This window comes from Candidatus Desulfolinea nitratireducens (genome assembly GCF_982879505.1).
Window position 1 is genome coordinate 1 of sequence record NZ_CEYOSI010000002.1, and the last position, 24,848, is coordinate 24,848.

Here is a 24,848-nt window from a genome sequence, read left to right on the forward strand (position 1 = left end):
TTTAGACTTTAGACTTTAGACTTTAGATTGTAGACTTTAGACTTTTGGATTTCAACTTTCAACCCTGCAAATGCTACTTTCAATTATTCATATGCCAAAACTTCACGGATCGTTAGACGTGCCGCGCTACGCGCAGGTAAGACACTTGCCAACGAGGACAATACAATTACCAAACCTAGCCAGATAAAATATCCCATTGGCGTAAAAACCACCGTTATGGGGGTCTCAAAAATTGCCAAACTGACTATCCATGAGAGCAAATAAGTAAATGGAACCGCCAGAATAATTCCCAGTCCCCATGAGATCATCCCGATCAGGAGTCCCTCAACAAGGACCATTCGAATAATTTCAGAATCTGTTGCACCAACTGCACGCATAATCCCAATTTCACGAGTCCGCTCAAGAACATTCATACTCATCGTCCCGGCCAGCCCCATGGAGCCGACGGTTGCCGTTAGCAGGGCCATAATGAGCAGGAAGGTAATGAGAATATCCAAACTTTCGGAGGCGCTATCCAGCGTCGAGAGGCCCGGAGTTGCTTCCTGGACATGGAAACCGTTCTCTCGGAAATATTTGTCCATATCTTTCGCCATCACCTCTTGATCTACTCGATCATGATTCTCGGTCACGATCCGATAGGAGAAGGAACGGTTCGCCAGATTTTGCTCCCGCGATATATATTCGTAAGGCGCATAACCCAATATCCCCTGCATCCCAATGAACTTGAAAATTCCGATCACTTCCCAGCTTTCTTCTTTTCCGTTTACTTTCAGAGGAAGATAATCCCCCACTTTTAGATCGGGATAAAAATCGTAAATCCCTTCACTGATATCGAGTTTCATCTCATCACTCGGCTTTATCCATCGCCCTTCGACCAGCAAAGGCGAAACTAATTTACTTTCTGCCGGGGGCGCTAAAATACTGACATTATCAGCATTTGAGCCATCGGGATTTAAAATCTCTGCGGAGGTGAATGACCAGCCTTCCACGTAAACAACGCGCGGGTCCTGAAGTGCAAATTGCTCAATTTCGCTCAGGCGATAGGCGGTATCAAAGTCAAGGGTTACATCGGCAAGGAAATAATTACCAATATCCTGTACATATTCATGAAGCGTTACCCGTACATTGAAAACTGCGATAAAAATTGATCCACCCATTGTGAGCGTGAACAGGGTCAACATCAAGCGGCCCCGTCTGCGAAAAGTGTTACGCAGGGAAATGAGTGTGGGACGAGGGATACGAATACCTCGATCTGCAAGAAATTGCGTTGTCCTGAGTTGGAATCTCTCAGTACGTGATTCCCGTTTCGCTCCCCGTTCCTCTTGCTCTCCAGAATCTTCAGCGAGATCTCCACTGATGGCTTTCTGGACCGTCACACGCGAGCCTTTGATAACCGGTGCAAATCCTGCCACTAGAGGGACAAGCAACCCCACTGCGATTTGGATCATAAAGGAGATCGGGACAATACGATATCCAAGCAGTGAAAATCCCATCTTGTCCGCGATAAAATCTGCCAACGCATAGGCTCCCTGTCCACCTGCCGGCACTGCGATCAGAAGCGAGAGCAGGCCAAATGCCACCAATAGAACAAGGTACATTCTAAAGATGATCTGGTCGCGTCCGCCCAGCAGCTTCATAATCCCAATATGACGGAGATGCTGATTTAACAGGGCACTGAGCGTATTTGCGATTAACGAACTTGAGAGAAATACGATTAGAATGCCCAGCGCCATCAAGATACCCAGAACTGCATTGATCGTAGATTCAAGAGGGTGTTCATGCGTCTTCGAGCGGAAAGTACGTGCTACGTAATAATCATTCTTTTCGATCTTCTCTTTCAGGGCGATCAAAACAGTGTTTATATGCTCATCGTCATCCTGACCAGTCTCTACTGTCGCAAAGATACGATTAAAGACCTCAGGCTGATCGAAAAGTTTTAGTGTATCTGTTGAAATATATGCCAATGGAGGAGAGAGAAAATCGATCGCCCCGGTGGAAGAATCCTGCACAACCCCGGCTACCTTGATCGTCTTTATGCTCCCATCCCTCAGTTGAAATTCAAGGGTTTCCCCCGGAAGAATATCCATTTCTTCGAGAACATCACGCTCCAACAAGATTTCGTTCTTCTGCGGAATCTCAATTCCTTTGACAGGAACGAGCAGGTTAACCTCGTTCTCTTCAAAATCTTGCATGGTAATCACATCCACCGACGTCCACTTCGTCTCACCCAGCGGGCGGATACGGATCCCAAATACGCGGCGGGCTTCGGCTTCTTTGATCCCCTCATAGTTGCGAACTGTATCAAGAAAATCCTCATCGAAATCATCCATACGGATTTCAATATTCGCAGGATTATTTGCCGCGTAACTGATGCTCATATCATCAGAGATGATCCTATAGGCACCAGCGATCACCCCAATCGCAAAAACACCAACAGCGATCGAAAGAACTACTAAAATCGTGCGGCCTTTATTATCTATTAGGTCTGAAAGTACTTTTCGCCAACGTGGGCGCATGTGTTGCTCCTGTTTCAGCCCTCACCTCCGCATCGCTACGCTAGCTCCCCCTCTCCCGCCTTGCGGGAGAGGGAAGTCCAGCGAAGCGAGGACGGGAGAGGGCAAGTTTTTAACCAAATAGCCGTTTCTTTTTCCTGCGATCAGCTAGCTTCGTTTCCTTAATTCTCTTCTGGACAATATTGCCCATCGCTTTTTCTGTCAGCGGGGACTCATCCATCAACCAATTAAAGTCATCGCGTGATAGCGCAAGCAACTCAGCAGGGCTGTCTACGGCAGCGCGCACGCTGGCGATGGATTTGCCACCGTGCAATAACTCAACTTCACCAAAGAAATCATTATTCCCAAGCTGCGCAACGATGACATCATCTTTACGGCGGCCCTGCAAAACCACATCCACCTTCCCTTTGGCAATCATAAAGAATTTGTCAACCTTTTCCTTTTGACGGATAATTGTCTCGCCAGGCTGAAGATGGAGATGCTCCACTTTATTGCTCAGTTCCTTCATTAAGGGCTGTGAAAGCAATGGCAAAGCCTGGGCAATCGTCTCATTCACCAACTCGCCGTCCGAGATGACAACCGTGCGGGAAGTGCGTTTTGTCATCGTTGGATCATGAGTGACCATGACGATGGTCTTGCCCCGCGACGAAAGCTCATCAAAAAGGTCAATGATATGTGCCGCCGAACGCGAGTCGAGATTTCCGGTTGGCTCATCAGCGACGATGATCGGGGCATCCGTTGAGAGGGCCCGGGCGATGGCCGCACTTTGTTGCTGACCGGTCGAGACAGCACGCGGCAATTTCTGGGCATGCTCATCCAATCCAACCAATCGCAATAATTCCATCGCACGCTTGGGGCGTTCATCAATATCGTACATGCCCACATAGTCCATTGGGAGCATGACATTTTCAAGTAAATTGAGCATTGGCAATAATTGGAAAAATTGAAAGACGATACCCAGATTGCGTCCACGCCAAAGTGAACGTTTGCTTTCGCTCATCGCGTATACATCGACACCCTCGACGATCACTTTTCCGGTTGTCGGATGGTCAATGCCCGTGAGCATATTCAACAAAGTCGATTTTCCGCTGCCAGATTTGCCGATGATGGCAATAAATTCACCTTCTTGGAGTTTCAGGTCAATCCCGCGGAGAGCGGTGAATTCTCCCGCCGCGTTGACAAAGGTTTTAACGACCTGCTGCATCTCGATCATATTTTTTGTTTCAGCGGAAGCAAGCATGGGCTGAGTCTGAGGCATCATGATCGCCTCCCCTCGCCGATCAATTCCCCATCCTCTATTTCCACATGGCGCGTAAATCTTGGCATCAATCCGATATCATGCGTAACCATCACAATGGTACGTCCCGACTGGACAAGTCTCTCAAAGAGCTGGAAAATAGTATCCGCAGTGATTGAATCAAGGCTGCCGGTAGGCTCATCCGCAACGATGAGAGGCGGATCGTTCGCGAGTGCACGTGCGATTGCCACCCTTTGTTGTTGCCCGCCCGAAATATATGCGGGCAATTTATGGGCGTGGTCGATCAATTCGACCATGTCGAGCAATTCAAGAGCGCGCTCGCGACTTTTCCGGGGATGGTATAGCCCGCTCATATCCATGGGCATCATCACGTTTTGGGCGAGGGTCAGCATGGGCAACAATTGGAAGGATTGGTAAATGACGCCCATTGTGCGTCCGCGCCACAGGGCCAGATCATTTTCACTCATTTCATGGAGCGAGATGCTCTTGCCATTTGTGTGGGCGATCACTTCGCCAGAGCTAAGCTGATCAACACCGGTGAACATATTTAACAGGGTTGATTTTCCAGCGCCAGATTTTCCGATAATGCCGAGAAATTCGCCTCGCTCAACATGCAAGTTGATACCCTTGAGCGCAGGATAAACACCGGCTTCGCTTTGGTAATTTTTTACCACCTCGCGAAGTTCAATTAGAGGGAGAAATTGTGTAGATACAGACATAAATTCGATTTATTCTCAATATCCCTCCCCCGCGCGCGGGGGAGGCCAGGTGGGGGCTTTATTCTTCAGTCAACGCCAGCCAGGTGGGCTGGACGATCAGGTCGGTAAAGATTTTGCCCATTCGTTCGGGCGGGTAAGGCATATCATTTTCAAGCCACCAGCGCATCAATGAAAGAGCAGAGGCAATGATATGGTTGGCCGCGATCGGCGTGGAAATTCTCTTTTGAGGCAGGACGCTCAAAATAGTCTCTGTTCTACTGCGAGCCCCTTTCATAACTGGCACAAGGGCAAATTGCAATCCATCGTCCAATAGAAAAACACGAAAGATATTTTGATTTTCCTGAATGATCCTGAAAAGCGTTTCCCCGGTATTGCGAAAAACACTTACGGGATCAGCAACCTCTTCATCTGCCTGGGGCAGTTTGAGATTATCGTAGAGTTCGTTCAGTCTTCCCTGGGCCACATCCACGAGCAACTCATCCAGCCCGGCGTAATGCCGGAAATAGGTGCGATAGCCAATATCGGCGCGATCAGTCACATCCTGGATGGTGATATTTTTATATCCCTTTTCCAGAGCAATTGCGATCAGCGCTTCACCTAAAAGCTTTTGTGTACGTCGAATTCGTCGGTCTTTGCTCATAATTTTATTGGCGCACTCTGTGCGATATGGCAGACAATGCGCCATAATTTATCATGAAATTTATCACAAGTCAAGGATTTCTGGTAAATCGCCCCCCTCTGGCTCCCTCCGTTTCACAGGGGGAGAACAATCCCTCTCCCGCTTGCGGGGGAGGTTAGGTGGGGGCGGGATGATAAAATCTCTTTATGAAAGAACTCTCATTGGAAGCATTGAAAACGTATCGTGCGCGGACCTTTGGCCTGATACCGTCAGATAAACTAAAAAGCCCCACCGAGGCAGCCTCCTTCGTGGATGCGCGCGGATTTGTCTATTTCTGGCCGATCAAGGGTATTCCCCTCCCCAATCTGTGGATGGGGGTCGCTGGAGATCGTCCAGTACCCAACGAGCATGATGACCCCGGCCACATCACCTGGGGCTGGAAGGATAACGCGCTCGGCAAAAAGATCTGGTATTACGGGAAAATCCTGCGTCGTAAAGCGACGATGGTCTCGCTGGAGATCACCCCCTATTTTTACGCGCTGACAGAGAATTACGGCTCCCCCGAAGAAGATTATCTGATCGCCTATCAGGAGGGAACCCTGACACAGGCCGCCAAATTGGTCTATGAGGCTTTATTAGATGAAGGGCCACTCAATACGATTGACTTGAAGCGTGCTGCGAGGCTGACGAATGCCAAACCATCCGAGTTTAGCCGCGCGCTCGAAACACTGCAAAAGGATTTCAAGATCCTCCCCATTGGCGTCTCGGATGCGGGCGCCTGGCATTACTCGCATATCTACGAGATCGTGCCGAGGCATTTTCCCGACCTGCCTGAGCAAGCCCGCCTGATCGGTGAATCTGCCGCTCGCCGAAAATTATTAACACTCTATTTTGAGATGCTGGGCGCATCAGGCAAAAGGGACGCAGCGAAACTCTTCCAATGGCCCAAGCCTTTATTGGATCGCACCCTCGAGGGATTGGTGGAAAAGGAAATTTTGGTGGGCGGGATGACGCATCCCAAGGAAAAAGGGGAGTGGTTTGGGTTAAAAGGATTTATTGGGTAATTTAATAAAGATGACAGTTTCTCCCGAAGGCCGTTCGCCCCGGTGGGCTCCCGGCCCGAACGGGGATACCGGGACGGTGTGAGCGGAAGGCGACAGCTCTTGAGCCTGCCGTCTCGCACCGGCGTGCTTGCGGCACGAACGGTGTAGTCGCCTGTACTCGACAGAGTGAAGGGCGGTTGCTTATAAATCGCTCTTCACCCCTATGGGGTACAGGCGACTACGCTTCGCTCCGCTCTGAGACTGTATTTTTATGGAAAAAATAATTTTGATACAATTGCCCCACTAACAAACTCGAAATACACAGGGATGTCAGGTGGGGCCTCTCAATTACTTTATTTTCTATCCCTTATTTTTCCAACGCGTTAAATCGCGTCTGAGCCTGTTAGATCCCCATTCTCCACGTTCAATCAGGTTGTCGTAGTCATTTTCTGGCCGCGTGGTTTTAATTTCATCCCCTTCAATTTCGAATTGCTCCTGCCAGGAACTCTCATCGTAATCCCTGATTGATGCTTTTTCCCCCTCATACTCGAAGATCTTGTTCGATGACTCCTTCTGAGTTTTTGAAAATTTCTGCAATATCCAGGGCTGATACCCCTCAACTCGTTTCACCCGCTCAAATACACTTTCATGGACCTTGGGAATCCCAAAGGTTTTTTCTACACCTTTCGGCCAATATCTTTGCTTTCCAGGGTATATTTTCCCGCCGCCCTCACGTGGTAAATGTATCTGATCTGTGGGATCGGGGGCAACACAGAAATTCCAATATTTCGAAGATCGGAGAAAGAGCCTGATTCCATGGGAAACAGCTTTTTGAACCATCCACTCCAGCGATATATCGGATAAACCAGACTCGTCAAATCCACCTCCTACATCCGTATGCGAGCCGCTGAACCAGACTTGTTCGACTTTTTGATATTTCTTATCATACCAATCCCAGATCGTTGGGTGGAACCATTTGCGATCATCGTCTATGGAAAGAGCATGGTACGCATTCCTGACACTCGAATGGAGGGTGAAGTCATGATAACGATGCCTCCATCCCGGAATAATATTAACAAAAGTGTCGATCACAGCGCCGGGCAAACCCAATGCGGGCACCGTATCCCAAACACCCAAAAATTCGATCGAAGCCCATTGGTTTGGGTGTTGATGAATAAATTTTTCCGCCTTGGTATTCAGTGACCGCCCGCGCATGAATATATCTCCCAGGTCCCTGAGATTTTGAATTCCTTGCGTCGCAAAATCCATGAGATTTTGGTTTTCTGGCGCCTCCTCCACCTTTTCTATAATCTTTTCTTCACGCCCAATGCGATAGAGCGCATATGCCTTTTTGATTAACTCCGGACGTGATTTGGGCAGGATTCCGAAATAATCAATAAAATTTGCCAGGCTCCTGACCGTTGCTGCCCCACGGCTGAAACCGAATAAAAATATTTTATCACCGGCATTGTAATTTTCATAAATAAATTGGTAACATTGAAGAATGTTTTTCCTCATGCCCGCGCCAGCTATATTACCGGATATCTTGCGCCAATCGGTGCCAAGGCCCTCGTCGTAGAAAACCACCTGTTGATCGGTGCGATCTTCAAGCATTCGAAAGAGCTTATAGACATTGGTATCGTGGCCTCTGCCACCCTCCTGTCCCGTACCATCAGATAAAATCACAATATTTTTGGGCATGGCAACCTCTCCACTGATTAATCGGATATAACATATCCATTATTGCATAAAAGGGTAAAATATACAAACAAAAGGCTCTTAAACAGGATCTTTTTCATGTATTCCGCAAGACAGGGAGAATGGTTTGGGGTGATAGGGATTAAGCTTGGAAACCCTGAATATCGCCATTGATTTGGTCGCCCCCAACACCGAGGGAGCTATAGGGCCGATTTCGAATTGCACACCCCAACAGGGGAAACAATCCCGATTGATAAAGATAAAACCCTCTGGGTGATGATCACTGTCGGCGCAGCAGGAGGGGATTCTGGCTCAACCACGATAGAAACCAGCGGGACTCTCAGCACCGGCAACTGTGCTTATACGATTGATCAGAGCCAGGTATCTGAAGTTTTGGCAATCATCAACCACAATCGAGCACAAAGCAGTTTACCGGCAATGACAACCAATACCCTGCTTGCAGAAGCTGCCCAGGCACACAGCTCAGATATGGCCTGCAACGGTCTATTCCCCCATGAGGTTCGGATGGAACCACGCCCACTTCGCGTGTCGCGTCAACTGGCTATGCAGCTTCTGGCGTAACGAAAAATGTACACGCCAGCTACCCACCGCTAAACGGGCAGGGTGTTGTCTCCTTTTGGGTGATGGACCAAACCAACCCACGCCATAATGAAAACCTGCTGACTACAAAACACACAGAGATCGGGATTGGCTATTCCTTTTATGAAAACTTTGGGTATTGCGCGGTGGTCTTTGCAGCGCCATAATCCGTGGTGTAAAATAATCTAATTTAGAATACTGGTTTCAATAAAGCGATCCTGGGCTGCTCGCGCAGGATAACTTTCCCCACACCATGGGCATCATCGAGTCTTTGGGCCTCTGCAATGACATCCCCCTTGATCAGGGAATCGCTCCAATTCTCGTCAAGAAATATTTTTAGCTCATCAAATGAATCGGCGTAAACATTGAAGGTAAATTTCCCTGCTTTCTCTATCCGGAATAATCCTGCTGCAACTACTTCCCGGACAGCGGCTTCCGCCTGCCTGTATTCGATATAATCGTCGGTCTCGTGCAGATACCCGATCAGATGCTCATCCTCCCCAAGCGGACGAATAAACTCATTCAATTCCCCATCCGGGCGGATATCGATCAGCGCACCATCAGGTTTCAATAAATTGCGAATTTCCCGGAGAGCATGCACCATGCTCGTTGCTTCCATTCATCAGAGTGACCAGGCAAGGATTGCCAGATCAAATTTTTCCTTATTACCCCTGGCAAACTCATCAAAACCAAGATTGGTTAATGCTACATGCCCCATTTCGCTTGGTCGATTATTCAACGCCTCAGCATGGGCCTCTTCATCCGGCTCAAGGGCAAGAACACGGGCAACTTTCTCCGCATAACGCCAGGTCAGGCGACCATCACCGGAACCGATCTCCAGGACGGATTTCCCCGCCCAATCAGCGTAGAGATCGAATAGGGCTTTGATTTCACTTTTTTCAGGGTCCTTGAGGATAGACATGGGAGGATTATAGGTGATTTTTTAACACGAATTACACGAATTGAGCGAATGGTAAATCAATATCACCACACCGCCATCGCGCAGCCATCTGCGCGCGGATCGCTGCCCGCGCTCAAAACGCCTGTCGCTGGGTCGCGGGTAATGACCTGTCCCCGGCCAAATAAGGAACGCTCAAATCCACCGACCGAATAAACAGGATGTCCCATTTTCTCCATTTCAACAAAGCTTTCATTCGGGATTCCTTCTTCCAAAGCCACACGGCCGCCGGTTTCTTCCACCTCGATACAAAAACGGGGCAGATCGAGGGCGGTTTGCGGGTCGAGGCCAGCATCCACCAGCGCGGAGAGCACCTGCACATGTCCCTGGGGCTGCATAAATCCGCCCATCACGCCATAGGAGGCGTAGAGGGAATCATCGGATTCGCGGGTCACCATCGCGGGAATGATCGTATGGTAGGGTCGCTTCAGCGGCGCAAGGGCGTTGGGATGGGCCGGGTCAAGGTTGAAGTTATGACCACGGTTTTGCAGGGTGAAGCCCCAGCCCTTCGGGACGATCCCGGTCCCAAAGCCCCAGTAATTGCTGTTGATGAAGGAACAGGCATTTCCAAATTGATCCACGACGCTCAAATAGACCGTATCCGAGGATAATGCCGGGGTCCCACGTTTGGGGTCAATTGTGGCGCGCTCTTTATTAATTAACTTGCGGCGTTTATCTGCATAGTCTTTTGAAAGTAATTCCTGGATGGGAATCTTGGAAAAAGCAGGGTCGGCCACGTACCAACGTGCATCTGCGAAGGCCAGCCGCAGCGCTTCGATCATCAAGTGAATTCGTTCCGTTGAAAGCAAATCCAGCGCTCCCAGATCAAAGCCTTCCAAAATATTCAAGGCGATCAGGGCCGTGATGCCCTGTCCGTTTGGCGGGCATTCAAAGACCCGATATCCCCTGTAGGTGGTCGAGATCGGCTCTTCCCAGGTGGAGAGATGCGAGGCCAGATCTTCCGCTGACAGGCAGCCACCCGCCTGATTGACAACACGCACAATGGCTTCCGCAATCTCTCCCTGATAAAAGGCGGATGCGCCTCCACGCGCGATGGTTTCAAATGTTTTTGCCAAACCCGGGTTGCGGAATATTTCCCCGGGCGCAGGGGCGCGGCCATCAATCGTTAATTCATTTCCATTTGGGGCAAATTTCAATTGCGCTTCTGCGCCAGCTTTCCAGGCATGGGATGTGATCGGTCCCACTGGGAATCCTTCTCTTGCGAGTCGAGTCGCGGGGGCAAGGATCTCATCCATGGGCAATGAGCCATGTTTTGTATTCAGGTCAATCCAGCCCGCGCATGCCCCGGGAACGGTCACCGTATGGACATGAAAACGGGGTAATTCGGTAGAGAAGCCTTCATTTTTTAACCGATCCAGCGTCAGGGCGGCGGGGGCGCGCCCCGATCCATTCAGGGCGGTGACTTGTTTCGTGTCGGCTGAATAATACAAGGCGAACATATCCCCGCCAATCCCTGTGGAGGTCGGCTCGGTTACATTCAGCGCCGCAGCCGCGGCCAGAGCCGCATCGGCAGCATTGCCGCCTTTTGCCAGCATCTCAAGTCCTGCGGAGGTTGCCAAAGGCTGTGATGTGGCGACAATCCCCTTGCGCCCATAAACGGAAGAACGACGTGAGTTGAAGGGTAGTGTGGTCATAGGTTTCCTTATTATAGAAGAGTTTATCAAAAAATATTTAAATATTATGACACTCCACAAATCTAATCTATAGAAGGAGTGATTTTAGATAGAGGTGTGATTTGCCCCCACCCTACCCTCCCCCGCCTGATTTAGTTTTGGATATATTAATATACTCGGCGGGGGAGGGATAATTCTAAGGGACTTGGGAGCAGAAAATCTGCTCCCAAGTCCCAATAAGAAAATTGTCCCCCCTTTGGGAAGGGGGGACAACAGGGGGGATGGGATCAATCTTCTTTATAAGCTTATCACGAAGGGTTTCATATTTCGATTTCTATCTGCCATTCTCACTTCACAATATTGACCAGGCGCCCCGGAATCACGATCACCTTGCGGGGTTCTTTGCCTTCGAGGAATTTCTGTACATTCTCGCTCGCCAGCGCAGCGGCTTTGACAGTGTCATCATCCGCATCGGCGGCGACGGTGATGCGATCACGGACTTTGCCGTTCACCTGCACGCCCATCGTGATTTCGTTTACAACGATGGCAGATTCATCCACCTTGGGCCACGCCTGGGTATGGATCGAATATTCATTGCCCATCACCTGCCAGAGTTCCTCGGCGATATGCGGTGCAACTGGCGCCAACATGCGCAGGTAAATATCGAGGGTCTCATCCCATTCGGGGGTGCCCACCGCGCCTTCGCTGCGGGCCTTATAAATCTCGTTCATCAACTCCATCAACGAAGAGATGATCGTATTAAAGCCGACATTCTCAAAGTCGAAGGTGACCGATTTCAGGGTCTCGTGTAACTTGAGGCGCAGACTCTTTTTCGTTTCCGCCGAGCAGGTTGGGGTCACGTCCGTTACGTTAGCGGTCTCATTAAAGATAGTCCAGACCCGGCGCATCCAGCGGACAGTCCCCTCGATGCCTTGCGAATTCCAGGGTCCACCCATATCCCAGCGGGAGAAGAACATCAAATAGGCACGGACAACATCCGCCCCGTACTTATCCACCAGCGCATCCGGCGCAATCACATTGCCTTTGGATTTCGACATCTTATCGTGATCTTCGCCCAAAACCATGCCCTGATTTCGAAGCTGCGACATCGGCTCATCCCCTTTTGTGATCCCCATATCACGCAAGGCTTTATGGAAAAATCGCGTGTACATCAGGTGCATCGTGGCATGCTCAATGCCACCCGTATAGATATCAACCGGCATCCAGTAATCATACTCGGTCTGATCAAAAGGACCTTCGTGATATTCGGGGGATAGATAGCGCAGGTGATACCAGGAGGAGCACATAAAGGTATCCATCGTGTCGGTTTCACGGACAGCTTTGCCGTCACACTCCGGACATTTGACGTGCTTCCAGGTTGGATGCAGTTTCAGCGGGGACTCACCGGTGGGCAACCATTCCACATCTTCCGGCAGCGTAATCGGTAGCTCATCCTCGGGGACAGGATTCCAGCCGCATTTTTCGCAGTGGATCATCGGGATCGGTGATCCCCAATAGCGCTGGCGGGAGATCAGCCAGTCACGCAGCTTGTAATTGACCGCTTTTTTACCGGTCCCTTTTTCACCGATAAATTCAATCGCCTTGACGACTGATTGATCGCCGGGGGTGCCCGTCAGCGGCCCGGAGTTGACCATCTGTCCCTTGGCAGGGACAGAGGCTTCCATTGTTTCACCGTCGAGGGCTTCCATATCATCGGGCTGGATAACTACACGGACCTCCAACCCAAACTTGCGGGCAAACTCGAAATCGCGCTCGTCGTGGGCCGGGACGGCCATAATTGCGCCCGTGCCATAAGACATGAGGACATAATCCGCGATCCAGATCGGGATGCGCTCATCGTTGACCGGATTAATGGCATATCCACCGGTGAAAACACCGGTTTTTTCCTTATCGGTTGCCTCACGCTCTATATCCGATTGACGCGCGGCCTCGTCTTTATATGCTTCGATTTCGGCCTTTTTATCCTCAGTGGAGACCACCTCCACCAGCGGATGCTCAGGAGACAGGACCATGAAAGTCGCGCCCCAGAGCGTATCCGGACGCGTGGTGAAAACTTCCATATCGTGATCCCCAACCTCGGTTTTGAAAATCACCGAGGCCCCTTCACTGCGACCGATCCAGTTGGTTTGCAATGTCCTGACGTGTTGAGGCCAATCGATATCTTCAAACTTCAACATCTCATCGGCGTAGTTCGTCGTCCGGAAAAACCACTGGTCGAGATCTTTTTTAATAACGGGCGTGCCACAGCGTTCGCAGTGACGGTCGTCACCCCAAACCTGTTCGCGCGCCAGGGTGGTATTGCAGCTTGGGCACCAGTCCACTGGGGACATTTTTCGGTAAGCCAACCCATTTTTGTAGAGTTGGATAAAGAACCATTCTGACCAGCGGTAATAGGATTCGTCGCTGGAGACGGCTTCACGTTCCCAATCGAACATCGCACCCATGCTGCGCAGTTGGCCACGCATCCGCTCGATATTGGCATAAGTCCACTTCTTGGGATGGATATTATTCTTGATCGCCGCACCTTCTGCTGGCAGCCCAAATGAGTCGAAGCCAATTGGGAAGAGGACGTTGAATCCATTCATGCGCATATAACGAGCGCGTGCATCAGAGGGAGTCATCGCGTACCAGTGACCGATATGCAGGTCACCGGAGGGATAGGGCAGCATGGTCAGCGCATAATGCTTGGGACGACTCTCGTCGATCACCGAGCGGTATAGTTCGTCAGCATCCCATTTATCCTGCCATTTTTTTTCAATTTCAGTGTGATTATAATTTTCAGTCATTTTTTGCCTCTCTTTGTAGAGTTTCAAGATCGATTTGCCAGGTTTCAAGTACGAGGCTAAGGAGGGGCGCGCGAACGGATAAAGAGAGTCCCGAGGATCTGCGACCATAGTTGATTGGTTTCATATCGTACCTCCTTATTAACAAAAAATCCTTCATCCACTCAGGGACGAAGGATCGCTCCGCGGTACCACCCAGATTATGTTGAAAGTTTGAAAGTTTAAATGTTGGCATGTTCACTACCTTCCAACTTTCTAACTTTTCAACCTTAAAACATCACTTAAGTTCGCTATAACGGGCTTACCCGGCATCAACTACTTCCACATTTTGTGGCATTCGCAGATGCAGTCTCCCCTTCGTCTTCACTCAGGGGCAACAGGCGAGTTCGGTCTTGACGGCATTCCTGCAAATACCAATGATGAGCTTTCACATTTTCTACCCATCTCTCTGGCAGGATGACCTACTACTCCTGTTCTGACTTTTAGAATTCCGCAAATTATAGCATATGAGCGAATAGTTTCCTAATTGCTCATCTCGCTTCAACCTCAATGAGGAAAATTAGCCTGGAAGATGGATACTAAAAACGGTTCCTTCCCCGGAGCGAGATCGGATGGCGATATCTCCTCTATGTCGAGTAATAATTGCTCTAACCAGGGCTAACCCCAACCCGCTCCCGGGAATCCCGCGAGCATTTTTGCCTCGATAGAGTTCTTCCCATATGAAAAGTTGATCATCTTCTGGAATACCAGGACCAGTATCAGCGATCTCAATGACCACACGAGTACCATCTTCAAATGCCCGCATTTCGATAGTATCTCCTGATTCTGTAAATTTGAATGAGTTTTCCAGGAGATTATGAATGGCTAGAATTAATAGATCCCGATCTCCATTGATGGTTGGTAGAGGCCAGGGCGCACGAGGAATTGAAATGGTCAGATTCCTTTTCCCCGCTTCAGCATCTTCCTTTGCTAATTCAAAAGCATCCTCTAAAAAAACGGTCAAATCTATCGGGCCGAGATCTAATGGCCTGGTTTCAAGTTCTGACAGTTTTCTTAACTCTGCCACAAGACGGCGGAGCCTTCCTACCTGGGTTTGAACGCTGTTCAAGCTACTTGAACGATCTGTGGGCGTTTCAGCAACAGATAAATTTGCCAATCCAGCCAGAATGGCCGTGAGAGGGTTTTTCAACTCATGATCCAGGCGGCGAAGGAAGCGGTTACGATCTTCAGAAAATTTATTAATAACAGCGTTTTGGGTTTTCTTATTCTGAGCGTGATACCCTGTAATTAACGCCATCAATATAGATAGTCCAATTCCAACTCCGATGACCAATATCCACAGGTCAGCCTGAAAAAAGAGGATCGGATTCGGCATCTTCGTTAAGATAATAGCTAATGCAGCCATTATGCCAAAGATAAAAGGGATTAATACCCACCACCAACGCCACCGCACTATTTTCCCTCCACGTTTGCAGCAAACCGATAGCCTTGCCCGGGCAAGGTCTCAATATAACGAGGTTCGGCAGCATTATCTTCCAGAGAGCGACGTAACTCGGCGATCCGCGTGTCGACTGCCCGAGAACCGACTGGATAATCCCAACCCCAGACCACGTCAAGAAGCCGCTCGCGAGTGACTAGCTCATCAGGATGAGTCATCAGATATTCAAGTAACAGCACCGCTTTAGGGGTCAAGCTCAGTTCCTGACCTTGGAGATACACCCGACGAGCGCGGCGATCAAAACGCAGGTCACCACAGGTGACCTGCCAAGCAGCCGATAGGGGCGGTTTTCCTGGTTTTGCTCGTCGCAGTACCGCCCGGATACGAGCTACCAGTTCATGGGGTTCAAATGGCTTATTGATGTAATCATCTGCGCCTTCTTCAAGGGCCATTGCCCGCTCAAAGGCCTCCCCGACCTGAGTTAGTAAAATAATAGGTATCCAATTATTATCCTGCCGCAGAGATCGGAGCAACTCCCGACCGTCCATCTTTGGCATGAGTACGTCGCTGACAATCAGGTCAAGGGAATTGGATTCAATTGCCGTGAGAGCTTCCTCCCCATTTGACGCGACACTTACTTCAAATCCAGCACGTTGAAGAAACGGGGCCAAATTATCAGTGATGGCAGATTCATCGTCAACCAGGAGAATATGGGAATGAGCAGACATATTATTTCTTCCGCTTTCTAAAACAAGTGTTTTCTGATTCTAGCACATCCTTCAAAAATGTCAGTTTCGGCTTTCAGTAATTTGAGAAATGATGATGAAGGTGTTTTCTTTTCCACGAATCCCCCACACATCAACGACGCCATAAAATGGTCCCTCGCTGTAGCTGTGGGAGAAAAAGGCAATTGGATCTGCGTGGACATCAGTTCCGCCGCTGCCTACGATCGTTGCTCCACTATTCATCAGCGTTTCTTCTAGATCGGATTCGATTGCTTCAAAAAGAATGCCCGCATTATCCGGATCGACTTGGAGGGTCATAGTTTCATGGCTTTGAATAAAGGGCTCTCGGGGTCCAGCTTCCGTTCCACTCAAGGTGCGTGGCCCTTCAATCAAAAGGTCTTTGTGGATTTCAATGAGAGGGCCTATTGAGAAGTTTTGCTTGAATGTGCTTTGTTCGGGTGGTGTTTCAACGCTGGTTGTTTTTTGACTTACAATTCCACAATTAACAAGTACAAAAGCTATCGTGATAGCCACTATTATTTGAGTTGTCCTTTTCATTATCTCAACTCCAGATTATCTGTCTTATTTATCTACTCAAACCTGCCGTACATCATGCCATACCAGTAGTAGACATCAATGCCATGAGAGTCACAGCGCGCCACCGACAGGATGGCTTCTTGCTGCCCATCAGATCCCCAACCCTTGCTATAGATGGTTGCGGCTACATCCACATCTGGTCCCCAAATAGTTTCAAGAGATCTGCCCCCCAAGTCTGGGAAGGAAGCGGGATCGGTGATGACGACTACATCATCTGGGGATGGGAGCAGATTTGTTGTAAGTTGTTGATAGGCTTCTTCACGAGGCAGAACCACCCCCTCAGATCGCCAGTAGCCGATCACAAAGGGGTTGCCGATGGCATATGAAAATGGCCAGTGGTTCCCGGTTTCAAGGTTAGTTTGGATGAATTCGACCATTTCTTCGACGGAGCCCAAATAACCCGATTCGGAATCGCAACTTGTGGGGGAGGGCATCATATTTGGCCCCGGAGGATCGACCATCCGGACTTCAATACGGGTCCCGTTAACACCATCTACACCGACCAGCAAATCGCCCCAGATCGTCACAATCGTATTGGTATCACTCAAAGCCTCAATCTCCCCTTGAATAAGAGGATCGTTTGCTCCACTAATTCCATACCACACTGGCAATTGGCCGGACAACTCAAAAACGTAAACGGTTTCGCCGAAGAAAGTGGTACTTTTGATTGTGCCGACCCAATCACCGATATCATAAAGAGAGATCGAGTATTGATCCCCGTACTCCAGGCGATCAACGTTTAACTGGCAGGTGTTGTAGTCATCAATATCGCAATACAACACGCCCCACAGGTGGACATATTCTGCATCCCCGGTTGCATCCCGCAGGGATCGAATCGTTTCTTCGAGTTCAGGGGTGTTCCCCTTGATGCCAAATTCGCCTGCACCATAGGAAAGAACCACTTTATCGTCATAGGGTTCTTTTGCGGGTATACTGGCAATGTGACCGTACCATGCGACTGGATAGCTGGCAGTGGGCATCCCCGATAGATCCTCATTTTTTACGGTGAGTGGTGGGTGAGGAGCTGTGCTTGGCTTAATAATGGGGGTGTTTTTATTCAGGACGAGGGTGCCTAGAATGGTTTTTACATCGCTCAGCTCATAGAAGTTATTGGGGTATGCCGCTACCAAAAGAATGACGTCTGGAGATAATCGGATGGCGATACTGGTCGTGATATCTTCTACCTTGTCAGGTCTCGCCGTGGTGATTTGAACCGCATCAAAATTGCCGAGATCGGTTTTTTCAACCGACAAGACTACGGTCATTTCCGGGTCAGCCCCAAGGATATTACTGATCGCTGTGTCTAACGATTGTTCAGAAACAACGTTTTCAAATGGAACGAAATCTAGCTTCACTGCGCCTTCTGGAGCTTCACCGCCGATCCACCATCCCTTGATGGAATTCGCATCAAAGTAATCCTGATCGTAGCTCCAGAGCATCATGAATCCGCTTTCGGATTCAGTATTCACCCGCCAATGGGAGGGTATGGCAAGGCCATAATTGAAAACAGGGTTCCAGTACTCCACCCAAAGATGCGAGAAATTTTCCGCTGCAGCCACCTCGGGGCTTGCTTCCTGAGCATCCCCAATTGAGACGACGGCATTTTCTGAGGTAGGTGTCACTATTCCCACTTGGAAACTTCCACATGCCAGGGTAAAAATTACAGATAAAAGAATTACCAAATATTGGGTTTTTCGTTTCTTGTGCATGACTACACTCCAGTAGATTGTTTTCTACAATTTTACTATTCTTATGGCATCAGGAATTTGTCCTGATTATAGGTGATAGTTGATTATCCCATATTCGGTCCGTATTTCAATAGGATTTTGTTTTTCCAAGTTGGGTTGCCAACCCGGAAAATCGATAAACCATTCGTAGTACGGGATTAGTGGTGGTGGCAAAATAATGCCGATACGAAGAACCCAGTTGTGCTCCAATATTAGTAGCTTGGAGGCAATTACAATAATTAGAAACAGTTTTTGCATTGTAATTCCAATCGAACCTAGGTAAGGCATATTCTGCGTTATCTAAGATAATCTCAATGTGCAAAACGAAGGGTTTCCGCAATAGTACGAATATGAGGCCAATCCGCGTATAGGACAAAGTAACGAGGTGACCAAACAATGCTTGCCACAAATGGATACTGGACAATAAGCGCAGCTTGGTTTTGCATACCAGCGGGTTGACCACCCGAGGGTAAAATCAACCGCGCCTCCTGGCCTTGAATCTGCAAGGTTTCAATGGTTGGGTTAGATCCATATGGTTTCAACCTATGCTCCGCTTCATGTGCAGCAGCCTTATCGATGCTATCTGTATCCATGGCACCAATTTGAAAAAAGCCATTGACTCCACCATACCTTGTCACACCCGTATTCGAGTCTCCATATCCTGGTACAGGTTGCCACTCGGCGGGATATTGCAATGAGATGGCAAAGGCGGGGCTTGAAAAAGTCGTCCAGGTATCCAGATAGGGCGTTGGTGCAGGAATAGCTTCTGTAATATAAAAATGAAGAGGAGCCAAGACACCAGGCTGACCTTGGACAGCGACAGCGAAAACAAGTTCCAAACCGACCTCACCTCTCGCCGGGACTTGCACGTTAAAGTCTCCATTGCCGTTAGTGAACCCTTGCGCGACTTGACCATATTCAGAGTTGACGGGTCCGAGGCCAACCAGCACTTGAGAGTTGGGGAGGAAACCACTGGCAACAACCTGGACCAAAGTCCCAGATGGACCACTGGAGGGTGAGATTGTGACAGCAGGATTGGATCCATCTACAGCATAGATATCTACAAAAAATGTTTTATTCGCGTTATCACCATAGCCGAACAGGACTCCTGAAGCATTGCGCAATAACCAGTAACTTCGATGATGTCCCACAGTTGAGGGTGCGGTTAGGGGAATGGATATATCTATAGTATTTCCTGGAGCAACATATTCAGGAAGTTTTACTTCGATATTATTACCCATCTGCATACCATTCGAAAACACCAGTGCATAATCTGGTGTCCAGGTACAGGTACCACGATTTTTGAGTCGCCAGGTTTTTACAAAGGCACCACCTACTTTGATTGTGGTTCCATCAGGGATCGTGATATCTTTGACAAATGACATCCAATCGCAATATATTTTTGGCGTTGGAGTTGGTGGATAAAGGGTTGGCGTTGATGTTGGTGGTAAGGGTATGGGTGTAGAAGTTAACGAGGGCTCAGGAATGATCACTATTGGAGTAGGGGATGGGATCATATTGGATACTGATGTTGAGACAACCTCAAATTGTATAACCGGGGCAATGGCATTTACTTCCGGAATCACACCACAACTACTCAATAACACGGTACTGGCCGCTATTAATACAACCAGGTTATTAAACCCTATACTTTTCGGCTGCTCTGCAATGGAACCTTGTTTTTGATGACGTTTTCGTTTGAAAAATAAACTTTTCAGCATTCTTATCTCCTTCTTCTAAAATAAATATCTCTCTAGAACTTATCTTGAAATATAAATTGAATTATAAGAAAGCCGGGTTATATTCTTATTACCGGGGTGTTTTTATTTGATTGCAGCTTGTTACAATTCAGTAACAGATCGCAATGGAGAAACCAAGCACACCCAGGGGGAAACAAAAATATGTGTAAAAGTTCCAAATTCTTTTTGTCCGTTTATTGATCCAAACATAGAAATACAAAAATCGCCTGACGGGTACGTCAAGCGATTTTAATGGACCTAGTGGGGCTCGAACCCACGACCTTCTCAATGCCATTGAGACGCGCTCCCAGCTGCGCCATAGGCCCCTGTTTCCATCGTGGATGGGATTTTACCACAAAGGGGTATCCCGTCAACTAGATGAAGTGGACCTGGCGGGATTCGAACCCGCGACCTCGTCAGTGCGATTGACGCGCGCTCCCAACTGCGCTACAGGCCCATCAATTAAGCCCCGTGATTTTATCTGAGTGACTGTGGGATGTCAAGGAAAGTTTGGTATAGAGTGCCCTCCGATGTCGTAGATTCATCTTCAGCCCCCCTCTCCTCCTCCCCCTAATTCTGAAAGCGGAATTTTGGGGAGGAGGAGAACACTTCCACTACCCTGCCAAGTGTGAAATAACGATTCTAATCCCAATTCCAATCAAGATCAGTCCGCCAAATACTTCGACTGGTTTTCCATATTTATTCCCAACGCCATTCCCTACTCTCAGGCCGACCACAGAAAGACCGCTGGTCACCAAACCGATCACCAAGGCGGGAGTCCAGATGGTGATATTCAGAAAAGCCAAACTCAGGCCAATCGCCAGGGCATCAATGCTGACCGCCACCGAAAGCAAGACCATTGTCCAGCCTCGCGAGGGGTCCCTTAGACTTTCTTCCTCAGTTTTACTCAAACCTGAACGGATCATACGCAATCCAACGAAGGCCAGCAATCCAAATGCCACCCAATGATCAAAATCCTTCACGTATGGTTCAATGGAATAGCCAAATAGCCAGCCGATTATAGGCATGATCCCCTGGAACAAGCCAAAGTGAAAAGCCATGCGGAAAATCGGGCGTGGACCCGGTCCAATTTTAACGCCGGAACCGAGTGAAATCGCAAAGGCATCCATCGCCATGCTGATGGCAATCAAAATAATGGAAAGAAAAGTCATTAAAATAGGGAATTTTCAGATAGGAGTGGAAAGATCAGTTATGTAGTGTTCGAAGGTTTGCAAAGGCTAATCAAGGCAATATCCATTTTGCATACCGCTTCAAAGCCTGTCCCCTTGCCACCATTTGAATTTTCTCAAAACCGAGCCGCCCAGAAATTCGCGCGCCAGGGAGTTTTCTGGCACCAAATCTGCATTTAGAGGCAGGAACCATTGTAGAAAAGCAAGCAGCCGTTTAGCTTCGATATATTCTGGCGTGCCATGCGGGACCTGTCTCAGCAATGGTTCAGCATAAGGTTTGAGCGCAGCCAACTCGTAAGCCAGCGCAGAGTTAAACATATGATCGGCGTTTTCCTGAAAGGGGAAGATATGCCGCTTTTCGCCACGCCGGACAGACTCCCAGCGCGAGATGGTGTCCTTGGCTGAATATCCGCGCTCACGGGCATCACGCACGATCCGACGGATGAGTCGCGTATCAGTCGTCGAGACACGATTGTGCCGGTCTAGATTTAACTGTGTCAACGCAGAAACAAAGATACGAAAAGCCTGTCCGTGCAACGCTCCTGGAAGCAGGCGCGGGTTCATGCCATGTATGCCTTCGAGAATGATGAGCTGATCTTGCTGAACCTGAATCTCCTCACCAGGCTCACTGATCCCGGTTATAAAATTGTAATGCGGCATTTGTACACGCTCACCGAGAATCATCTTCTGCAAATGCTCTGCCAGCAAGGGCAGGTTCAACGTTTCCAGAACTTCAAAATCCATCTCACCATATTCGTCACGCGGGGTATTCACACGGTCAACGAAATAATTGTCTAGCTCAAGCGGGAAAGGGGATATCCCCAGAGCAAGCAATTGCACCGTCAGGCGGCGTGAAAAAGTCGTTTTCCCCGAAGAAGAAGGTCCAGCGATCAGTATCAGGCGCAAATCAGCTCGCCGTGAGGCAATTTGCTGCGCAATATCAGTGATATGCTGTTCATGAAAGGCCTCAGAAACGAGCACAATTTCCTGTTCCCGACCGGAGATAACGGCATTATTCAGCGCACCTACATTATCGATCCCCAATTTGGTCAGCCAATCGCCGTAACGACGAAAAGCATCCAGTAATTGCGGATACCGTCTCATTGGCAAAAGCTCCATCGGCTTATGGCGGCGCGGAAATCGGAGGGCAAACCCACCGTCGAATGCCTCCAAATCAAACCAGCGCAAATAGCCCGTAGATGGGACCATATACCCATGATGGTAGTCCATATGCTCACCAAGACGGTAAAGAGTCAGATAATCTTTTTTACGATGGGCAAGCAGATTGACCTTATCCAGATGACCGAGGGATTCAAAATACTGAATAGCCTCTTGTAGCGGGATTTCTTCACGGACAAATGGGCGGTCGTCCGCGACCTCAGCCTGCATCCGTTTTTGGAGCATCTCGAGCTCTTCAGCAGTTAGCATTTCCCGACCACTCACCTGACAGTAGTACCCTCCCGAACTGACCGAGTGATCAATGGTCAATTTCCCCTTCGAGAATAATTGCTGAAAAGCAAATTCCAGCAAAAAGGTCAACGAGCGCCTATAAATCCGTGCGCCATCGGCTGTTGACATATTCACTGCTGAAAGCCGAGACTCGATCTCAATTGGATAACTCAACTCGCGCAGATCGCCATTCACTACAGCGGCAACGATCGGCTTATTGGGATTTTCACCAGCTGCCATGAGAAAGTCTCCTGCGCTTCCACCGCGCGGCCCTGAAAGGATTCGTCCATCAGGAAGGTGGATATCAACCGAATCACGAGGTTCGACAATTTTGATATTTTTATTTTCTTTCATACTTCTCTTCCAAATTCCTAATTACTAAACCTGCTCCAATAATTTTTCTGGTTTCTGGGCATATTCTTCTACTGCGATCTTGCCACTTGCCATCGAAAGCAAGGTCTCGTTTAGCAATTTATTCACAGGGGCAGGTGTCTTGCTCTCTTTTCCAGCGCGGAGAACCGCGCCATTAAGATAATCCACCTCCGATTTGCCTCGCCCGGAATGAAGATCAATATGAAGAGAAGGCATCTTTCCACCACGTCCACCGCCCAGTTTCTTGGCCGCAAACGGACGCAACCAGGCTGGTCCTTTGGCTGCAAAACCTAATAATCGAACAGGTGTGCCCGGCAAATCTACAACTCGAATATCTTGTGCATCCATCACTGCAAGGGCTTCCCGCAGCATTCGCATTTCAAAGGCATAGAGATCATCTCGGGCGAAAAGTTCTGCCGGAGACATATCCAGAATTGCCGATGTCGCATTGCCAACCAAATTGGTGAGCATTTTTGACCATTTCATATCTGCTGCCCGCGGATAAAGTTTGGCATTCAACAGGGCTTCATTCATCGCCTTGACCAGTCTTTGCGACAACGGGTGTACATCTGCGATGCCAATCCCCCGCAGTTTTTCGAGGGCAATATCACCTGCATCACGCCGCCCAATCGCAGAAGTGACTGTCCCGGCAATCACATTTTCGGAGCCAAGAACCTTGGCAATGGCAGGCTCATTATCCACCCCATTTTGGAGGCAAAGAACAGGCGGCATTTTCTCAACAAAGGGTTTAATCCCTGCAAGCGCAGATTCTGTATCATAAGATTTGAGGGCAAATAGGGCCACGTCAAAGGGGCCGTAATCCAAGGCCCTTTCAAGGGAATCAGCAAATACCAGATCAGCGGCGGGAATCAGATCTGCATCAAGGGTTTTCCGGCGCTTGTCCAAGCTGAGATCAAGCCGCAGTCCACGTTCGCTTAATGCTTCAGCAACTTCAGGACGCTCCACAAAAACAACTTCGTGTCCGGCCAGTGCAAGGCTCCCGCCGATATAGGTTCCAATCGCCCCTGCCCCAAAGGATAATATTTTTAAGGGATTGCTACTCATCTTCCCTCCAGTGATTTTGGTCATTTAGACCCTCAATATACCAGCGATGGGAACTGGGCATATAGGTAAGTTTTGCAAAAGCGCTATTGCCAAAACGAAATTGCGCGCCCTCATAATTGGCATGGGGCGCGATACCAACAATAGCCTTCATCAATTGGTTAAGCAATCCGCCATGCGAAATAATCAGATAACGTCCCGGCTCACGGGAAAGGAGTTCCTTTAGAGCCTGGCCTGCGCGTAAAAAAAGCGCCCAATCTCCTTCGCCGCTTTCAGCGAAATCGTCATAGGGGTTGCGAAATTTTGGTTGCGGGAACTGTTTACGCCCGTCTTCAAATTTCATGCCGGTTAATTCACCGGCATTGCGTTCCATCCAGATTGGGTCTAACTCAAGGGGGAGATCCAGCGCGGCAGTGATAATTTCAGCTGTTTCGCGTGTGCGGCTGAGGGGGCTAGCAATAGCGTGATCAAACCCGCGCCCCTCTTCCTGCCAGCGTGCGGCCAGGGCGTGTGCCTGTTCGCGCCCAAGATCTGTGAGTGGAAAATCACCCTGTCCCTGAAAATAACCTTCGGCATTCCCAACAGACTCAGCATGCCGCAAAAATATAATTTTATAACGATCATCTTTCTTTTTCATAGGGGGCTATTTTATCAGAGATCAGGCCTTAAACTTCTGACTACAGCTTTTATTATTTGGTAGATT

Annotated in this window: 21 protein-coding genes, 2 tRNA genes and 1 pseudogene; 3 read left to right on the forward strand and 21 right to left on the reverse strand. The window is 48.9% G+C overall.

Annotation, left to right across the window (positions count from 1 at the left end):
- Nucleotides 1–83: 83 nt before the first annotated feature.
- From AC3DOM_RS00215 to AC3DOM_RS00230, 4 genes are all read right to left on the reverse strand, one after another.
- A complete protein-coding gene (locus AC3DOM_RS00215) occupies nt 84–2,516 on the reverse strand; it encodes an ABC transporter permease (protein WP_487917004.1) in 2,433 nt (810 codons plus the stop codon).
- A 109-nt stretch (nt 2,517–2,625) separates the two neighbouring features.
- Nucleotides 2,626–3,774 carry an ABC transporter ATP-binding protein gene (locus tag AC3DOM_RS00220; RefSeq protein ID WP_487917005.1) on the reverse strand — a complete coding sequence of 383 codons (1,149 nt, stop codon included), beginning with the start codon at nt 3,772–3,774 and terminating at the stop codon, nt 2,626–2,628.
- Nucleotides 3,771–4,490 (reverse strand): ABC transporter ATP-binding protein, encoded by a 720-nt coding sequence (locus AC3DOM_RS00225; protein ID WP_487917006.1) that lies wholly within the window; start codon nt 4,488–4,490, stop codon nt 3,771–3,773. The genes AC3DOM_RS00220 and AC3DOM_RS00225 overlap by 4 nt, the downstream gene beginning before the upstream one ends.
- A 58-nt stretch (nt 4,491–4,548) precedes the next feature.
- Nucleotides 4,549–5,130, reverse strand: coding sequence for a TetR/AcrR family transcriptional regulator (locus AC3DOM_RS00230; RefSeq protein ID WP_487917007.1), 582 nt, complete (start codon nt 5,128–5,130; stop codon nt 4,549–4,551).
- A gap of 185 nt (nt 5,131–5,315) precedes the next feature.
- Between AC3DOM_RS00230 and AC3DOM_RS00235 the strand changes: the two genes are divergently transcribed.
- Complete coding sequence (locus AC3DOM_RS00235; RefSeq protein WP_487917008.1) at nt 5,316–6,173, forward strand: AlkZ-related protein; 858 nt, start codon at nt 5,316–5,318, stop codon at nt 6,171–6,173.
- A gap of 339 nt (nt 6,174–6,512) precedes the next feature.
- Here the strand turns inward: AC3DOM_RS00235 and AC3DOM_RS00240 are convergent, their stop codons facing one another.
- Entirely contained in the window at nt 6,513–7,853 is a 1,341-nt protein-coding gene (locus tag AC3DOM_RS00240) for a T6SS phospholipase effector Tle1-like catalytic domain-containing protein (protein ID WP_487917009.1), read from the reverse strand.
- Nucleotides 7,854–8,069: 216 nt separating this feature from the next.
- On the opposite strand from AC3DOM_RS00240, the gene AC3DOM_RS00245 reads away from it, so the two are divergent.
- The gene (locus tag AC3DOM_RS00245) at nt 8,070–8,432 is read left to right on the forward strand and encodes a CAP domain-containing protein (RefSeq protein WP_487917010.1); all 363 of its coding nucleotides are present in this window, start codon (nt 8,070–8,072) and stop codon (nt 8,430–8,432) included.
- Nucleotides 8,433–8,434: 2 nt separating this feature from the next.
- A pseudogene (locus tag AC3DOM_RS00250) lies at nt 8,435–8,617 on the forward strand (CAP domain-containing protein); the annotation flags it as partial.
- A gap of 23 nt (nt 8,618–8,640) precedes the next feature.
- On the opposite strand, the gene AC3DOM_RS00255 reads toward AC3DOM_RS00250, so the two are convergent.
- From AC3DOM_RS00255 to AC3DOM_RS00330, 16 genes are all read right to left on the reverse strand, one after another.
- Entirely contained in the window at nt 8,641–9,054 is a 414-nt protein-coding gene (locus tag AC3DOM_RS00255) for a hypothetical protein (protein WP_487917011.1), read from the reverse strand.
- An 18-nt stretch (nt 9,055–9,072) separates the two neighbouring features.
- Nucleotides 9,073–9,372, reverse strand: coding sequence for a class I SAM-dependent methyltransferase (locus tag AC3DOM_RS00260; RefSeq protein WP_487917012.1), 300 nt, complete (start codon nt 9,370–9,372; stop codon nt 9,073–9,075).
- A gap of 62 nt (nt 9,373–9,434) precedes the next feature.
- The gene (gene ggt / locus AC3DOM_RS00265; RefSeq protein WP_487917013.1) at nt 9,435–11,063 is read right to left on the reverse strand and encodes a gamma-glutamyltransferase; all 1,629 of its coding nucleotides are present in this window, start codon (nt 11,061–11,063) and stop codon (nt 9,435–9,437) included.
- Between the two features lie 326 nt (nt 11,064–11,389).
- Nucleotides 11,390–13,849, reverse strand: coding sequence for a leucine--tRNA ligase (gene leuS / locus AC3DOM_RS00270; protein WP_487917014.1), 2,460 nt, complete (start codon nt 13,847–13,849; stop codon nt 11,390–11,392).
- Nucleotides 13,842–13,973 carry a hypothetical protein gene (locus tag AC3DOM_RS00275; RefSeq protein WP_487917015.1) on the reverse strand — a complete coding sequence of 44 codons (132 nt, stop codon included), beginning with the start codon at nt 13,971–13,973 and terminating at the stop codon, nt 13,842–13,844. Before AC3DOM_RS00275 ends, leuS begins: the two co-directional genes overlap by 8 nt.
- A gap of 432 nt (nt 13,974–14,405) precedes the next feature.
- On the reverse strand, nt 14,406–15,299 hold the full coding sequence (locus tag AC3DOM_RS00280) for a sensor histidine kinase (protein WP_487917016.1): 894 nt from the start codon (nt 15,297–15,299) through the stop codon (nt 14,406–14,408).
- Entirely contained in the window at nt 15,299–16,012 is a 714-nt protein-coding gene (locus AC3DOM_RS00285; protein WP_487917017.1) for a response regulator transcription factor, read from the reverse strand. The genes AC3DOM_RS00280 and AC3DOM_RS00285 overlap by 1 nt, the downstream gene beginning before the upstream one ends.
- A gap of 60 nt (nt 16,013–16,072) precedes the next feature.
- The gene (locus tag AC3DOM_RS00290; protein ID WP_487917018.1) at nt 16,073–16,567 is read right to left on the reverse strand and encodes a hypothetical protein; all 495 of its coding nucleotides are present in this window, start codon (nt 16,565–16,567) and stop codon (nt 16,073–16,075) included.
- Nucleotides 16,568–16,599: 32 nt separating this feature from the next.
- A complete protein-coding gene (locus tag AC3DOM_RS00295; protein ID WP_487917019.1) occupies nt 16,600–18,315 on the reverse strand; it encodes a hypothetical protein in 1,716 nt (571 codons plus the stop codon).
- Between the two features lie 329 nt (nt 18,316–18,644).
- Complete coding sequence (locus AC3DOM_RS00300) at nt 18,645–20,054, reverse strand: NBR1-Ig-like domain-containing protein (RefSeq protein ID WP_487917020.1); 1,410 nt, start codon at nt 20,052–20,054, stop codon at nt 18,645–18,647.
- A gap of 271 nt (nt 20,055–20,325) precedes the next feature.
- Nucleotides 20,326–20,398, reverse strand: a tRNA-Ala gene (locus AC3DOM_RS00305).
- 58 nt (nt 20,399–20,456) lie between these two features.
- A tRNA-Ala gene (locus AC3DOM_RS00310) sits at nt 20,457–20,529 on the reverse strand.
- Between the two features lie 157 nt (nt 20,530–20,686).
- Complete coding sequence (locus AC3DOM_RS00315) at nt 20,687–21,244, reverse strand: manganese efflux pump MntP (protein WP_487917021.1); 558 nt, start codon at nt 21,242–21,244, stop codon at nt 20,687–20,689.
- Nucleotides 21,245–21,343: 99 nt separating this feature from the next.
- Entirely contained in the window at nt 21,344–23,065 is a 1,722-nt protein-coding gene (locus AC3DOM_RS00320) for a uridine kinase family protein (protein WP_487917022.1), read from the reverse strand.
- 24 nt (nt 23,066–23,089) lie between these two features.
- The gene (locus tag AC3DOM_RS00325) at nt 23,090–24,148 is read right to left on the reverse strand and encodes a ketopantoate reductase family protein (protein ID WP_487917023.1); all 1,059 of its coding nucleotides are present in this window, start codon (nt 24,146–24,148) and stop codon (nt 23,090–23,092) included.
- Entirely contained in the window at nt 24,141–24,782 is a 642-nt protein-coding gene (locus tag AC3DOM_RS00330; RefSeq protein ID WP_487917024.1) for a histidine phosphatase family protein, read from the reverse strand. Before AC3DOM_RS00330 ends, AC3DOM_RS00325 begins: the two co-directional genes overlap by 8 nt.
- Between the last annotated feature and the right edge of the window lie 66 nt (nt 24,783–24,848).